This window comes from Methylobacterium komagatae (assembly GCF_042661665.1).
GTDB lineage: Bacteria > Pseudomonadota > Alphaproteobacteria > Rhizobiales > Beijerinckiaceae > Methylobacterium > Methylobacterium komagatae.
Genome location: NZ_JBHSWN010000001.1, coordinates 116,060 through 129,962, shown reverse-complemented (window position 1 = coordinate 129,962; position 13,903 = coordinate 116,060). Strand labels below are relative to the sequence as shown.

11 protein-coding genes and 2 pseudogenes are annotated in these 13,903 nt (G+C 65.2%); 8 read left to right on the top strand and 5 right to left on the bottom strand.

Going from position 1 to position 13,903, the window contains the following annotated elements; genetic code table 11:
• Nucleotides 1-51: 51 nt before the first annotated feature.
• The 4 genes from ACFQE0_RS00625 to ACFQE0_RS00610 all read right to left on the bottom strand — a co-directional run bounded on the left by ACFQE0_RS00625 (nucleotide 52) and on the right by ACFQE0_RS00610 (nucleotide 2,924).
• On the bottom strand, nucleotides 52-723 hold the full coding sequence (locus ACFQE0_RS00625; protein WP_378966094.1) for a hypothetical protein: 672 nt from the start codon (nucleotides 721-723) through the stop codon (nucleotides 52-54).
• Nucleotides 724-870: 147 nt separating this feature from the next.
• Complete coding sequence (locus ACFQE0_RS00620; RefSeq protein ID WP_378966091.1) at nucleotides 871-1,212, bottom strand: BRO-N domain-containing protein; 342 nt, start codon at nucleotides 1,210-1,212, stop codon at nucleotides 871-873.
• A 312-nt stretch (nucleotides 1,213-1,524) separates the two neighbouring features.
• Nucleotides 1,525-2,046, bottom strand: coding sequence for a hypothetical protein (locus ACFQE0_RS00615; RefSeq protein WP_378966089.1), 522 nt, complete (start codon nucleotides 2,044-2,046; stop codon nucleotides 1,525-1,527).
• The gene (locus ACFQE0_RS00610) at nucleotides 2,043-2,924 is read right to left on the bottom strand and encodes a hypothetical protein (RefSeq protein WP_378966087.1); all 882 of its coding nucleotides are present in this window, start codon (nucleotides 2,922-2,924) and stop codon (nucleotides 2,043-2,045) included. The genes ACFQE0_RS00615 and ACFQE0_RS00610 overlap by 4 nt, the downstream gene beginning before the upstream one ends.
• A 743-nt stretch (nucleotides 2,925-3,667) precedes the next feature.
• On the opposite strand from ACFQE0_RS00610, the gene ACFQE0_RS00605 reads away from it, so the two are divergent.
• The gene (locus tag ACFQE0_RS00605) at nucleotides 3,668-4,261 is read left to right on the top strand and encodes a hypothetical protein (RefSeq protein ID WP_378966085.1); all 594 of its coding nucleotides are present in this window, start codon (nucleotides 3,668-3,670) and stop codon (nucleotides 4,259-4,261) included.
• 92 nt (nucleotides 4,262-4,353) lie between these two features.
• Nucleotides 4,354-4,806, top strand: coding sequence for an anaerobic typically selenocysteine-containing protein (locus ACFQE0_RS00600; RefSeq protein ID WP_378966083.1), 453 nt, complete (start codon nucleotides 4,354-4,356; stop codon nucleotides 4,804-4,806).
• Between the two features lie 50 nt (nucleotides 4,807-4,856).
• On the opposite strand, the gene ACFQE0_RS00595 is transcribed toward ACFQE0_RS00600, so the two are convergent.
• Nucleotides 4,857-5,420 (bottom strand): PepSY domain-containing protein, encoded by a 564-nt coding sequence (locus tag ACFQE0_RS00595; RefSeq protein WP_378966080.1) that lies wholly within the window; start codon nucleotides 5,418-5,420, stop codon nucleotides 4,857-4,859.
• A gap of 291 nt (nucleotides 5,421-5,711) precedes the next feature.
• Between ACFQE0_RS00595 and ACFQE0_RS00590 the strand changes: the two genes are divergently transcribed.
• The 6 genes and pseudogenes from ACFQE0_RS00590 to ACFQE0_RS00565 all read left to right on the top strand — a co-directional run bounded on the left by ACFQE0_RS00590 (nucleotide 5,712) and on the right by ACFQE0_RS00565 (nucleotide 13,901).
• Entirely contained in the window at nucleotides 5,712-5,801 is a 90-nt protein-coding gene (locus ACFQE0_RS00590; RefSeq protein WP_378966078.1) for a K(+)-transporting ATPase subunit F, read from the top strand.
• Nucleotides 5,802-5,823: 22 nt separating this feature from the next.
• Nucleotides 5,824-7,533: pseudogene (gene kdpA / locus ACFQE0_RS00585) on the top strand (potassium-transporting ATPase subunit KdpA); the annotation flags it as partial.
• Between the two features lie 245 nt (nucleotides 7,534-7,778).
• Nucleotides 7,779-9,863, top strand: coding sequence for a potassium-transporting ATPase subunit KdpB (gene kdpB, locus ACFQE0_RS00580; RefSeq protein WP_378966076.1), 2,085 nt, complete (start codon nucleotides 7,779-7,781; stop codon nucleotides 9,861-9,863).
• A 14-nt stretch (nucleotides 9,864-9,877) separates the two neighbouring features.
• Nucleotides 9,878-10,483 carry a K(+)-transporting ATPase subunit C gene (locus tag ACFQE0_RS00575; RefSeq protein ID WP_378966073.1) on the top strand — a complete coding sequence of 202 codons (606 nt, stop codon included), beginning with the start codon at nucleotides 9,878-9,880 and terminating at the stop codon, nucleotides 10,481-10,483.
• A 3-nt stretch (nucleotides 10,484-10,486) separates the two neighbouring features.
• Nucleotides 10,487-13,203 (top strand): annotated as a pseudogene (locus ACFQE0_RS00570) (ATP-binding protein).
• Nucleotides 13,200-13,901, top strand: coding sequence for a response regulator (locus ACFQE0_RS00565; protein WP_378966071.1), 702 nt, complete (start codon nucleotides 13,200-13,202; stop codon nucleotides 13,899-13,901). The pseudogene ACFQE0_RS00570 and the gene ACFQE0_RS00565 overlap by 4 nt, the downstream one beginning before the upstream one ends.
• Nucleotides 13,902-13,903 lie beyond the last annotated feature (2 nt).

Sequence of the window (13,903 nt, the reverse complement as noted above, 5' to 3'; positions counted from 1 at the left end):
CAGCAATCAGAGAGACAACTTTACCGATAAGTATGGCGGGCAAGGAAACGATCACGCAAAACGCAATGAGCGCGACCACGATCCAAAAGGCTGCTGGAAAGGTTCGGGCGAGAATAAGCAATGCGTCCATACGCTCATCCTCTCTGCTTTCGACCATTCCGTAAATACCTGCGGTCGATTGCGGAACGATGCCCCCTCAGTCCAGGTGAGGACTGCCACTCGGGTGCCCTTTCCGTACCGGAGGGGGCGCCGAGAACGGCCGAGTGATGCTCGATGGTAGGTAGGGTGCGGAAACACGCTACCGGCCGCTGGCGCTCTTGACCCGTACTGTTCCTCCAGCCACGCGACAGCGGCTTCCTCAGGGTCCGTGAAGTTGGGGATGAGGGGCTGGGCCGGGACGAGCTTCCCGTGGCGCCAAGCGGTGAACACCTTGATGACCTCAACGGTGACCGTCTGGGCCGTGGGGGTGTTGGATTTGAGGGTGATGTACAGAGCTTGCTGCTCGTTGAGCCAGTACGCCATGGAGGGGCGACCACCCTTCGCACCGGGGTTTTCCACGCGGTGTGGCAAACCCCCAAGTGCCAGAAGCGCGTCCATGTGTCGGGCAATGAGTTGGCGGATTGCGCTCGGCTTCTCGTAGCCTAAAGCGGCCCCCAGGTCCGTATCGAGGATGCGTCCCTCGTTCTCGATCTCGCGCACGGCGAGGGTCGTGATCGTCGTCATTATGTTCATCGTGTCGGGCTATGAGTTGGCGGGTGGGTACCGACTACCCACAAGACAGAGTGCAGCGTTTGTCTGATAACTGCGCCACGTCCCAACCCACTGACGAAGTTTGGGTTTGTCTCGATTCGTTAGAGGCAGGCGCCGCTACTAGGCGAGCGTGTCGAGCCACCGCCGGAAGGCCCAGGACTGACGCTCACGGGTGCGCGTGATGGTGGCCTTCAGGCCTGCGAGGGAGACGAAGCGCAGCAACTCCCAGCCCCTCTCTGTAAGAATGTTCGCATAGCCCCAGGCGTAACCAGGGAGCCGCGTGGAGAGGTGCGCGGTCAGGGTTCCGTAGGACCAGCCGAGTGCAGCTTCGGCATCCTTCGAGAGCAGCCAGAGCGATCCTTCCCACCGCAACACCCTGACAGGGAAGTAGCGGCTGATGCCTTTGATCTGGGGGTTGAAGTTCAGGACGGTCAACGTCGGGTCGTAATCGGGTTTCTTCATGCGGCTCCTATGTGGAAGGTAGATCGGTGGATTGACGGCAAGCTCCATCCCGTTCATCGTCACTGTTCAACAGCGGCGTGACGGTGGCTCCAAAAACCCTTGTGAAATCAACGGTTACTACCTGCGTGCCCCCAGTCCTTTCCTGGGCACCATCAGCGGCCTCAATCGCTGATCCGCAAAAACTTCAGATATAGTCGAAAGAGCCAACATCGTCTTCGAAGCAGACACGTTGTGCATGAGCGCTGGCGATGTCGCGCTCTGTGTTCGGTTGCTAAGGCTGCTGAAAACCTAACCGCCTCACGCCCAGCTCGCTTACGTGGGTGACTGTGCCAGGCGTCGTAGCTCTGCCAGAACGTCCTCCGGCCACGCGTTGCAACGGGCGGGGATGGTGAACCTGACGGCAAGCGCTACGGGTTCGGCCGAACCTTTCAATGACATGACGTCGAATGTTCGCCACGCCACATCCAGAACGCTCAGGGCGGTCGGCGCGAAGTGGCCGCCGATGACCCATCCGCGATAGACGTAGAAGACCCGGTCGTTTGCGTCGCGGGGTGCGATCAAGGCGCGGTCACGACCATGGGGCAGGGGTTCGGCGAACTCCACCGGTATCGGGTCCTTGCACTCGCTGACTAGGATCTCGGGCGGCATCGATACGCTGCGACGGAGGATCGTTCCTCCGCCGAGCTCGACGAGACCGATGCGATCACCGTTCTCCGCCCTGCTTCTCACTGCGTCGCCCGTGAGGACGCGCAATGCCACGGCGGTCAGAAGCATCAGGCTGAGCGCGGTCAACGCGATCCAGCCGGCCGATCCTCGTTCACCGGAGCCCGTCATGCGCTGCGCTCGATGCGGATCATGATCGGAAGGATCGACGCGGCTGCCGAGGCCAGCGCCACGATGACCGAGCCGGTTCCGTCGTGCCAGTACAGATAGGCGTCCCGCGAAGGCACCATCGCCAGGACGCGGCCGATGTTGATCGCCACGACGAGAACCGCACTGACGAGAAGGGCGATGAAGGCGCCTCTGTCAGCGCGATAGGTAGAAATCTTGAGCACGCATAGCCAGAGAAGCGCCGCCAGCGACAGATTATGAAACGCTGAGCATCCCTCCAGCATGATGACTGACCAGTCCGCCTGGGTACTGAGGACTGAGCCCGTGGATTGAAGGTCAGGAAAGATCCACCGGCCTACCCGCGCCATGAGGCTCACTTCGTAGGGCTCGATGACGAGGTAGAACATCTTGAAGGCGAGCTTGCCCCAGAGCTGCGAGAGCGAGAGGGCGAGCCAAACCTGCGCGATGTCCCGCAGCATCGAGGCTCGCGATCGCCCCACCAGCAGCCAAAGCCCGGCCAGGGTCATGCCGAGATAGACGGCATGGGATTCCGGCAGGATCCAGGACAGCGAGCAGAGAACGAGCACCCCGAGATCGAGGCGCGAGAGGCCGGATGGAGCACGCGGCTCCGCAAAGAGCAGCGATAAGACGGCCGCCGACGCGAAAGCCTCGCCGAGGTCGAGTTCCACAAGGCGCTGCGTGCCCTGATAGGGGTCGAGATGGCGCTGGAGCCCCGCCACCACGACTGTGCCGATCGTGAACACCAGTACCGCCCACGTGGCGGCGTAGTTCGGCAGGCAGGCCGCGATTCGATCGAGCCACAGGCCACGTGGACCGGGTGCGTTCGACTGTTCGGGTGCGGTTGACTGAGCCAATGTCACCCTCAGGCCATTGCCGCCTTGCGCCGCATTCAATTCGAGCGTCAGATCGAAGACTGCCTCAACGCTTTGGCCCCGTCCAATCCAAACGTGCCGTAGGCCAAAGCAATCGTTATGGTCGGCGGTCGGCATAAACGATCCGATCCTCGCGGCTATTTGTTGCCATGCGAAGATCGAGCCTCGCTCATGAGAGAATATGATTGTCGAACTTCGATCACGTGCCGAATCGCGTGCCGATAAATGGATTTGATGCATTCGAGCAATAAGGGGTCTGGCAATAGCTGGCACAGGTGTATGACAGCGCTAACCCGATATGAGACCATCTGGATCATTCTTGGTCTAAAATCGATGTCTTGATGTCATTGTTGCAGTCGTGCGGGGTCGCTAAACACTTCGCCGATGCCCCTGAACAAGGATGCTCTGATGAGGTCGATTCACAAAGATGGGCAATATCTTGCTTAAACATCTCACCATGCGGGGCGGCCTCCAATCTTCAATTCTAAATTGCAGGCTATGAAGCTGGTTTTCTGCTTAGTTGCGAAACAACCAAGATCGGTAAAATTTTAATCATATGCGGCTATCATTTCCACACATTGCTTTCTGCGGGCGCTAACCACTACAAAATTCTCGCTTACGTAGTTTGATGACTTGCGTGATTGTGCATTGCGGTAGAAGGCTTAAGCCCTCTTAACCAATGCCGGGAGCAAGCCGTGCAGCGCATAATTCGTGCTTCTACCGCATTGCTCGTGTCATTTGCTGTCGTCCTCCCCACCATCGAGGCTCCGCAGGCGCGAGAAAGCAGGAAGCCCGCCGCATTGGAGCGCGATGCCAACAGCGCGGCGGATACCGCTTTCATCGATCGTCAGCAGAAGATGTGGGGGCGGCTCTCCGCCTCGATCTGCTCGGGCTGCATCACGGCGACGAACCGCGTCGCACCAGTCAACTACGACCGGCCCGGCACCGCCCTCGTGGCCGCGGTCAAGACGTCACCCGCCAAGCTCGAGACCGTGCAGACGGCAGTCCGGACGGCGGCGGCACCGCGCAAGTTCGTGGCGCTGAAGAAGCGCTATGCGAAACACCACCGTCGCGAACGCCTCCGGCTCGCCGCGCGGGCCCGGCAGCGGGCGGCAATGCTGGCGAAGAAGCGGGCGGTGCACGTGGCTCTGTTGCGGCGCCGGCATCATCACGTGCCGGTTCGCGCCACTTTCGTACCTGCCTACGACGTGCGCTCCGTGGACACGGTCTATCGCATACCGGCCGGGTTGCCCGCGACGCCGCGCGATGACGGCCGGTGGCACGAGACGATCCTTCCGGTGGCGACGCGCCTGCGCAGGGGCTGAGGCGCCAGGCGGGCGAGTTGCCGCGCCGAGGAACCGGCCCGGCGGTCTTCCCTTGTCCGGAAGACCGCACTGACGCGGACGGAGCCCTTACGATGCGACTTCACCCGGCGGCTGCCTTTGGGCTGGCCTTCACCTTCTTGCCTGCCGTGGCCATGGCGCAGGGTAAGCCCCTGCCGCCGGCATCGACCGACGTCATGCCGCCGATCGCGTTGACCATCACCATGGAAGACGGGAAGCCGGTCTGCGCGCCTGCCGAATTGCTGGTGCCGGCCAACACCAATGTCGCGATGAACGTGACGAGCCAAGCGAATGCGGACGTGACGATCACGATCCCGGACCAATTCGCCAATGGCCTCGTGCTGCACGCCGATGGCGACCTCGTGCATGTTGCAAGCGAGCACGGCTACTTGGTGAAGCGCAATGGGAAGGGCACGCTGAAGTTGCGCACCGAGGGTCCGGGACAGGTGAAATACGCCTGCACCGCCACGACGAACCGAAGCCAGCCCTTTACGGGCGAATACATTCGCAAGGCGCCTGCCGGCTGAGGCAAAGCGGTGGCCCCGGCACGAGGCCGGGGCCATTCAATGCTTAAAAATCAGTCGATGACCTTGCCGTCCGGGCCGACCTTCACGGTCTGGTCCTTGTCGGCGCCCGCCACCTTGATCTGGTACTGCACGGCCTTGCCGTCCTTCGAGACTTCGGCCTCATAGGCCTTGCCGCCGCCCGCCTTGGTCTCGGCGATGGACAACGCGTCCTTCAGGGTCGTCTTCGCTTCGTTGAAATTCTGCGGCGTCAGGAAGGTGAAGTAACGCTCGATCGGCTGGTTCTCGGTTTTGTAGACAGCTCCCGTATCGGCATTGATGCCGTATTCGACCAGCTTTCCGCTCGGATAGACCACCTTCACGGCGTAATGCACCGGGTCCTTGCTGTCGGCCTTCTCGAAGTCGGCGTCGATGGCGCGTCCGCCCTTCTCGTCGCCCTGCTGCTCGGCAGTGGTGATCGCCTGCGGCAGGCCGATCTTGGCGGTCTTGGCGACCTGCCACTCCTTCATGTCCTTCATGTCGCCGGCGGTGGCAGTGGTCTCTGCGGGTGCCTGGGCGAGGGCGAGGCTGCTGCCGAGGACGAGCAACCCGGCGGTGGCGGCAAAGGTCTTCAACATGGCGGTGTGTCCCTGTTCTCTGTTTTCGCCGTCATGAACGCCCCAGGCACGCGCCCGTTTCATCGATCCTGATGGGATCCTTATGGGAAGCGCCCGCTCTCCCTCTCGAACCCTCACGCGGTTCGCGGCCAGATCCGGACCCGGCGGTGATCGGTCGCGGAGAGTCCGCGTCGGCCCGCCGACCGGATCGCATGACCATGCTCGATGTCGTCTTCATCGCCGGGGGGCTCGCCTTCTTCGCCGCCAGCGCGGGCTATGCCGCGCTGTGCGAGCGTCTGTGAGGAGGCGGCCATGACCCTCGATTTCGCCCTCGGCGCCCTCGTGACCGCCGGACTCCTCGTCTACCTCACCTATGCCCTCGTCCGCCCCGAGCGGTTCTGAGCGGCGTGCCGGACTGACACCCATGACCCTCAATGGCTGGATCCAGATTGCGCTGTATTGCGCGATCGTGCTGGCGCTCGTGAAGCCGCTCGGTCTGTACATGACCCGCGTCTTCGGCGGGGAGCGCACCTTTCTCTCGCCCGTGCTTGGCCCACTCGAGCGCGGTCTTTTTCGGCTCTCCGGCATCGATGCCCGGCAGGAGCAGACGTGGCTCGCCTATGCGGGCGGCGTCGTCGTTTTCCACGTGTTCGGTTTTCTATTGCTCTACGCGATCCTGCGGCTGCAGGTTCTGCTGCCGCTCAACCCGGCGGGGCAGGGGGACGTGGCGCCCGATCTCGCCTTCAACACGTCGACGAGCTTCATCACCAACACCAACTGGCAATCCTACGGCGGTGAGACGACGCTCTCGTACCTGTCGCAGATGCTGGGGCTCACGCACCAGAACTTCCTCTCGGCGGCGACCGGCATCGCCGTCGCCGTGGCGTTAATCCGCGGGTTCAGCCGCGCCTCGACGCGTACGCTCGGATCCTTCTGGGTCGATGTCACCCGCGCGACCCTCTACGTGCTGCTGCCGCTCTGCGTGATCTACACGCTCTTCCTGGTCTGGCAGGGCATTCCGCAGACGCTCGGCGCCTCCGTCGATGCGACGACGCTAGAAGGCGCAAAGCAGACCATCGCCCTCGGCCCCGTGGCGAGTCAGGTGGCGATCAAGATGCTCGGCACCAATGGCGGCGGCTTCTTCAACGCCAATGCCGCGCATCCCTTCGAGAACCCGACCGCGCTCTCGAACTTCGTGCAGATGATCTCGATCTTCGCGATCGGCGCGGCCCTCACCAACGTGTTCGGCCGCATGGTCGGGGACGAGCGTCAGGGCTGGGCCATCCTCGCCGCCATGGGCCTGCTGTTCCTCGCTGGCGTCGCCGTCACCTATTGGGCCGAGGCTCAAGGGAGTTCCGTGCTGAACGGGCTCGGGCTCACGGGCGGCAACATGGAGGGCAAGGAAGTTCGCTTCGGCATCGTCGCCTCGGCGCTCTTCGCGGTCGTGACGACCGCCGCATCCTGCGGCGCGGTGAATGCCATGCACGACTCCTTCACCGCGCTCGGCGGACTGATCCCCCTCGTCAACATGCAGCTCGGCGAGGTGATCATCGGCGGCGTCGGCGCTGGCCTCTACGGCATGCTGATCTTCGTCCTCATCGCGATCTTCGTGGCCGGTCTCATGGTCGGCCGCACGCCGGAATATCTCGGAAAGAAGATCGAGGCGAAGGAAGTGAAGATGGCCATGCTCGGCATCCTCTGCCTGCCGCTGATGATGCTGGGCTTCACGGCACTCGCCGCCGTTCTACCCGCAGGGCTTGCCGGTCCGGCGAATGCGGGTCCGCACGGCTTTTCGGAGATCCTCTACGCCTACACCTCGGCGGCGGCCAACAATGGTTCGGCGTTCGGCGGACTCACGGCCAACACCCTGTTTTACAATTCGACGCTCGGCATCGCGATGCTGGTCGGCCGGTTCTTCGTGAAGATCCCGGCGCTGGCCATTGCGGGGTCGCTCGCGGCGAAGAAGACGGTTCCGGCTTCGGCGGGTACCTTCCCGACCCATGGCGGCCTGTTCGTCGGCCTGCTCGTCGGCGTGGTCCTCATCATCGGCGGGCTGACCTTCTTTCCGTCGCTGGCGCTGGGACCGGTGGTCGAGCACTTTGCCGGTGCTGCCGGGCAGACCTTCGGAACGGGGGCTGAGATGGCGCGCCATCACCTCGCGTTCCACCGGCCGCCACGTGCCCTCCGCGGTGGGCCCCAGCCGGTGCGGGTCTCGGACCTGATCCTCGCTTTCCTCTCGGTCGTGCTGCTCGGCGGCTTCGCCATGGCAGCCGCCATCGTCCTGACCTTCGGATCTATCGGCTGAAGCATCCCGCCGTCATTGCGCGCCCAGCGAAGCAATGACGGCGCGGGCTTCGCGATCTTCAACGGACATTTCCCATGTCTCGCCCATCCTCATCCCTGTTCAGTCCTGCCCTCGTCGGCCCCGCCTGTCTCGGCGCCCTCGCCAAGCTCGATCCCCGCGCCATGATCCGCAACCCGGTGATGTTCGTGGTCGAGGTGGTGGCCGTTCTCACCACGATCCTGTTCGTCCGCGACCTCGTCGCGGGCGGGAGCAACCTGTTCTTCTCCGGGCAGATCATCCTCTGGCTGTGGTTCACCCTGCTCTTCGCGAATTTTGCCGAAGCCCTGGCCGAAGGGCGCGGCAAGGCGCAGGCAGATTCGCTCCGCCGCACGCGAACGGAGATGACCGCCAAGCGCCTCACCGGCACTGGCAGCTCCTACGAGACCGTGCCCGGAACGTCCCTGAAGGTCGGTGATCTCGTTCTCGTCGAAGCAGGCGACCTCATCCCTTCGGATGGCGAGGTGGTGGCTGGCGTTGCCTCGGTGAACGAAGCCGCGATCACGGGTGAATCCGCTCCGGTGATCCGCGAATCCGGCGGCGACCGTTCCGCCGTGACCGGTGGCACGCAGGTTCTCTCGGACGAGATCACGGTCCGCATCACCGCCGCCGCCGGGTCCACCTTCGTGGACCGCATGATCGCGCTGGTGGAAGGCGCCTCCCGGCAAAAGACGCCGAACGAGATCGCCCTGAACATCCTGCTCGCGGGTCTCACCATCGTCTTCGTCTTCGCGGTGGCCTCCATCCCGAGCTTCGCGAGCTACGCGGGTGGAAGCATCCCCGTGGTGGTTCTCGTCGCCCTGTTCGTGACGCTGATCCCCACGACGATCGGCGCGCTTCTCTCGGCTATCGGCATCGCGGGCATGGACCGGCTGGTGCGCTTCAACGTGCTCGCCATGTCCGGCCGGGCAGTCGAGGCGGCGGGCGACGTCGACACGCTGCTCCTCGACAAGACCGGTACCATCACCCTCGGCAACCGGCAGGCCACGGAGTTCCGCCCGATCCCCGGCGTGTCCGAGCAGGACCTGGCCGATGCGGCGCAACTGGCCTCGCTTGCCGACGAAACGCCGGAAGGTCGCTCCATCGTCGTGTTGGCCAAGGAGAAGTACGGCATTCGCGCCCGCGACATGGCAAGCCTGAACGCGACCTTCGTGCCCTTCACGGCGCAGTCGCGGATGTCGGGTGTCGATCTGCAAGGCACCTCGATCCGCAAGGGCGCGGTGGAGGCGGTGATCGCCTCGCTGACTGGCCAACCCATGGCGTCTCGCGGTTCCAGCACCGCGCTCGCCTATGGTGGCGAGCCGGTGGCGGCGGCGGCGATCCGCGCCATTTCGGAAGAGATCGCCAAGGCGGGTGGCACGCCTCTCGCCGTCAGCCGCGACGGGCGCCTTCTCGGTGTGGTTTACCTGAAGGACATCGTGAAGGGCGGCATTCGCGAGCGGTTCGTGGAACTGCGTCGGATGGGCATCCGCACGGTGATGATCACCGGAGACAACCCGATGACCGCCGCCGCCATCGCCGCCGAGGCGGGGGTGGACGACTTCCTCGCGCAGGCCACTCCGGAGGACAAGCTCGCGCTGATCCGCCGGGAGCAAGCCGAGGGCAAGCTCGTCGCGATGTGCGGCGACGGCACCAACGATGCCCCCGCCCTGGCGCAAGCCGACGTCGGGGTCGCCATGAATACCGGTACAGTGGCCGCTCGCGAGGCGGGCAACATGGTCGATCTCGACAGCGACCCGACGAAGCTCATCGAGATCGTCGGCATCGGCAAGCAATTGCTGATGACGCGCGGTGCGCTCACCACCTTCTCCATCGCGAACGACGTGGCGAAGTACTTCGCCATCATCCCGGCGATGTTCCTGACGCTCTATCCTCAGCTTCAGGCACTGAACGTGATGGGCCTCGCCTCACCTCAGAGCGCGATTCTCTCGGCCATCATCTTCAACGCGCTGATCATCGTCGCGCTGATCCCGCTCGCCCTGAAGGGCGTCGCCTACCGCCCGGTCGGCGCGGCCTCGCTGCTGCGGCGCAACCTGCTGATCTACGGCCTCGGTGGGGTCATCGTCCCCTTCCTCGGCATCAAGGCCATCGACCTCGCCGTCATGGCTCTCCACCTCGCTTGAACCCGGGAAGTGTCATGAAGACCCAGCTTCGACCCGCCCTCGTCCTCCTCGTCGGCCTGACGGCGATCACAGGGCTCGCCTATCCCCTCGCGATGACCGGCATCGCCGGGGCGATCTTCCCGGCCAAGGCTGCCGGAAGCCTCATCGAGCGCGACGGCCATGTCATTGGCTCCAGCCTGATCGGCCAGAGCTTCACGACGCCCGGCTATTTCCACGGCCGCCCCTCCGCGACCACGGCGGCCGATCCGGCCGATGCCAGCAAGACCGTTCCCGCCCCCTACAATGCCAGCAATTCTGCGGGCTCGAATCTCGGGCCGACCAGCGCCGCCCTGGCCGAACGGGTGAAGGGCGATCTCGATACGCTGAAAGCGGAGAATCCCTCCGCCGCCGTGCCGGTGGATCTCGTGACCGCCAGCGGCTCCGGCCTCGACCCCGATATCAGCCCCGATGCGGCTCTGTTCCAGGTGCCGCGCGTCGCCAAGGCGCGCAACATCCCCGAGGAACGCGTCCGAGCGCTGGTGACGTCGCGGATCGAGGGCCGTACCCTCGGCCTGCTCGGCGAGCCGCGCGTGAACGTGCTGGCCCTCAACCTCGCCCTGGACGACCTCGCACGCCCCTGATCCATGCCCGAGACCGGCCGAGACCCGAACCGTCCATCCCCCGACGCGCTGCTCGAAGCGGCGCGACGGGAGGAGCGCGTACGCGGGCGCCTCAAGGTGTTCCTTGGCGCCGCCCCCGGGGTCGGCAAGACCTACGAGATGCTGACCATCGGCCGCGCGCGGCTGAAGGCCGGGGCCGACGTGGTGATCGGCGTGGTCGAGACGCATGGCCGGGCCGAGACAGAAGCCCTGCTCGATGGGTTCGACACCATCCCTCGGCGGCGCGTGCCTTACCACGGCGCAGTCCTCGAAGAGATGGACCTCGACGCGCTGCTCGCCCGGCGGCCGGGCCTCGCGCTGGTGGACGAGCTGGCCCACACCAACGCGCCCGGCTCGCGCCATCCAAAGCGCTACCAAGACGTGGAGGAACTGCTCGACGCGGGCATCGACGTGCTGACCACGCTCAACATCCAGCATGTCGAGAGCCTCAACGACGTCGTGGCCTCGATCACCCGCATTCGGGTGCGCGAAACCGTGCCCGACAGCGTGCTCGACCGTGCGGATGATATCGAGGTGGTGGACCTCAACCCGGACGACCTGATTCAGCGGCTGAAAGACGGGAAAGTCTATGTGCCTGCGAACGCCGAGCGGGCGTTGAGGCATTACTTCTCGCGCGGCAATCTCACGGCACTCCGCGAGCTGGCCCTGCGCCGCACCGCCGAACGGGTCGATGATGAACTCATCAGCCACATGCGGGCCAATGCCATCGCCGGTCCCTGGGCGGCTGGGGAGCGCGTGCTGGTCTGCGTCAACGAGGATCCGCGCGCGGGCAACCTCATCCGCTCGGCCAAACGCCTCGCCGACCGGCTGCACGCGCCCTGGACGGCTTTGGTGGTTGAGGGGCCGCGCTCGGCCTCCCTCGACGAGGCGCAGCGCGATCGCATCGCCGAAGCCCTTCGCCTCGCGGATAGGCTCGGCGGCGACGCGGTGACGGTGCCCGGCGGGCGCCGGATCGCCGAGGACATCCTGTCCTATGCCAGATCGGCTAACGTGAACCACATCATCGTCGGCAAGGCCGCGCGCTCCTGGGCGTTCGAGTTGATCAACGGCTCGGTGGTGCACGATCTGGTGCGCCTGTCGGGCGCGATCAGCATCCACGTCGTGCCCGGAGAGGCGATCGCGCCCGAGCCCGCCAAGAAGGGTCGAAGCGTCTCCGCGCCGTCAGGCCAGGGGGCCGGCGTGGGGGCCTATGCCCTCGCCCTGCTCGTCACCGCCATCGGCCTCGGCCTCGCGCTGCTGGCCCAGCCCGCCCTCGGCACGGAAAATGCCGACCTGTTCCTGCTTACGGGCGTCGTCACGGTAGCGATCCGCAGCGGGCTCGGGCCATCCCTGGCGGCGGTGCTGGCCGCGTCGCTGGCCTACAACTTCTTCTTCCTGCCGCCCCTTTACACCTTCACCATCTCCGATCCGTCGAACGTGGCGGCCTTCGTGCTGTTCACCATCGTCGCCGTGCTGGTCTCGAATCTGGCGGCGCGCACGCGTTTGACGGCGCTGATCAGCCAGTCGCGGGCGCGGGCAACGGAGCGGCTCTACGGTTTTTCGCGGAAGCTCGCCGGATGCGGCACGCTGGACGATGTGCTCTGGGCGACCTGCGCACAGATCGCGGCCATGCTGAAGGTCAGGACCGTCCTGCTCCTGCCCCAGGGCGATGCTGTGACCGTCCGCGCCGGGTACCCCCCGAGGACCGGCTGGAGGAAGCCGATCTCGCCGCCGCCCGCTGGGCCTTCGACAACGACCGCCCGGCAGGACGAGGCGCCGATACGCTACCCGGCGCGCGGCGGTTGTTCATCCCCATGCGGACGGGGCGGGGGACGCTGGGCGTCGTTGGCCTCGACACGGACGGGACCGGCCCGATCCTTACGCCGGAGGACCGGCGGCTCCTCGACGCCTTGGTGGATATGGGCGCCCTCGCGATCGAACGCGTCCGCCTCGTCGAGGATCTTGACCGGGCCGAGCGCGCCGCCGAGACGGACCGCCTGCGGCAAGCCCTGCTGACCTCGATCAGCCACGATCTGCGCACGCCGCTCTCCTCGGTGCTCGGGGCGGCGAGCACCCTGCGCGATCTCGAAGATGTCCTGCCAGCCGGGTCCAAGGCCGAATTGCTCGGCACGATCATCGAGGAATCCGAACGGCTGAACCGCTTCATCGCCAACCTACTCGACATGACCCGTCTGGAGGCCGGGGCGGTGGCGCCGAACCTCGCCCCGCAGGATGTCGGCGAGATCATCGACACGGCCCTGCGGCGGGTCGAGAAGGCACTCGGCGGTCACCATGTCGTCGTGGATGTCGAGCCCGAGCTTCCCGCTCTCCGGCTCGATCCGGTGCTGTTCGAGCAGGTTCTCGTGAACATCCTCGACAACGCGGCCAAATACGCCCCCGAGGCCTCGGCGGTGACGGTTCGGGCGCGACGCGAGGGCGCGAGCGTGCGCATCGACCTGATGGACGAGGGCGACGGCTTGCCGGAAGAGGATACAGAGCGGGTGTTCGACAAGTTCTACCGCGCTCGCAAGGGCGACCGGGTTCGGGCCGGGACGGGACTCGGCCTCGCTATCTCGCGCGGATTCGTGGAGGCGATGGGCGGGACCGTCACGGCGGCCAATCGGCGCGATCGTTCCGGCGCCTGCTTTACCGTGAAGTTGCCGGTGCCTGCTGGACGGAGCGTGAGGGACATCGCGGCATGAGCGCCACCGTCCTCGTGATCGACGACGAGCCGCCGATCCGCAAATTGCTGAGAATGGGCCTTTCGACCCAAGGCTATTCCATCTTGGAGGCGCCGGACGGCCTTACCGCCCTCGACGTGCTGAAGCGCGAAGGCGCAGACCTCGTGATCCTCGATCTCGGCCTGCCCGACATGCGCGGGCACGATCTGCTGCGGACGATCCGTGCCGATCATCCCGATCTGCCGGTGGTGGTCCTGTCGAGCCGGGACGATGAGGGCGGAAAGGTCGAGGCGCTCGATCTCGGTGCGGACGATTACGTCACCAAACCGTTCGGCATGGCCGAATTGCTCGCGCGGCTTCGTGCAGCGCTGCGCCATCAACTCGCCACCCAGGGCGAGCGGCCGATCTTCCGCGTGGAGAACCTGACCGTCGACCTCATTCGCCGCATCGTCCGCGTGAACGATGCCGAGGTGAAGCTGACGCCACGGGAATACGATTTCCTGCGCGTCATGGTGCTCCATGCGGGCAAGGTGCTGACCCATGCCCAGTTGATGCAGGCGGTGTCCACCTCGTCCGATCCGCAATATCTGCGGGTGTACATGCGCCAGCTGCGCCAGAAGCTGGAGGCGGATCCGGAGCGCCCGCGTCTTCTCCTGACGGAGACCGGCGTCGGCTATCGCCTGCGCGCCCCCGATGACGAGACCTTACGCTCGCGATGACG

Excerpts from the sequence above, each read along its gene's own strand:
- ACFQE0_RS00565 (WP_378966071.1), top strand. The coding sequence starts at position 13,200 with ATGAGCGCCACCGTCCTCGTGATCGACGACGAGCCGCCGATCCGCAAA.
- ACFQE0_RS00615 (WP_378966089.1), bottom strand. The coding sequence starts at position 2,046 with ATGACGGGCTCCGGTGAACGAGGATCGGCCGGCTGGATCGCGTTGACC.
- ACFQE0_RS00620 (WP_378966091.1), bottom strand. The coding sequence starts at position 1,212 with ATGAAGAAACCCGATTACGACCCGACGTTGACCGTCCTGAACTTCAAC.
- ACFQE0_RS00590 (WP_378966078.1), top strand. The coding sequence starts at position 5,712 with ATGACCCTCGATTTCGCCCTCGGCGCCCTCGTGACCGCCGGACTCCTC.
- ACFQE0_RS00595 (WP_378966080.1), bottom strand. The coding sequence starts at position 5,420 with ATGTTGAAGACCTTTGCCGCCACCGCCGGGTTGCTCGTCCTCGGCAGC.
- ACFQE0_RS00625 (WP_378966094.1), bottom strand. The coding sequence starts at position 723 with ATGACGACGATCACGACCCTCGCCGTGCGCGAGATCGAGAACGAGGGA.
- ACFQE0_RS00600 (WP_378966083.1), top strand. The coding sequence starts at position 4,354 with ATGCGACTTCACCCGGCGGCTGCCTTTGGGCTGGCCTTCACCTTCTTG.
- ACFQE0_RS00575 (WP_378966073.1), top strand. The coding sequence starts at position 9,878 with ATGAAGACCCAGCTTCGACCCGCCCTCGTCCTCCTCGTCGGCCTGACG.
- kdpB (WP_378966076.1), top strand. The coding sequence starts at position 7,779 with ATGTCTCGCCCATCCTCATCCCTGTTCAGTCCTGCCCTCGTCGGCCCC.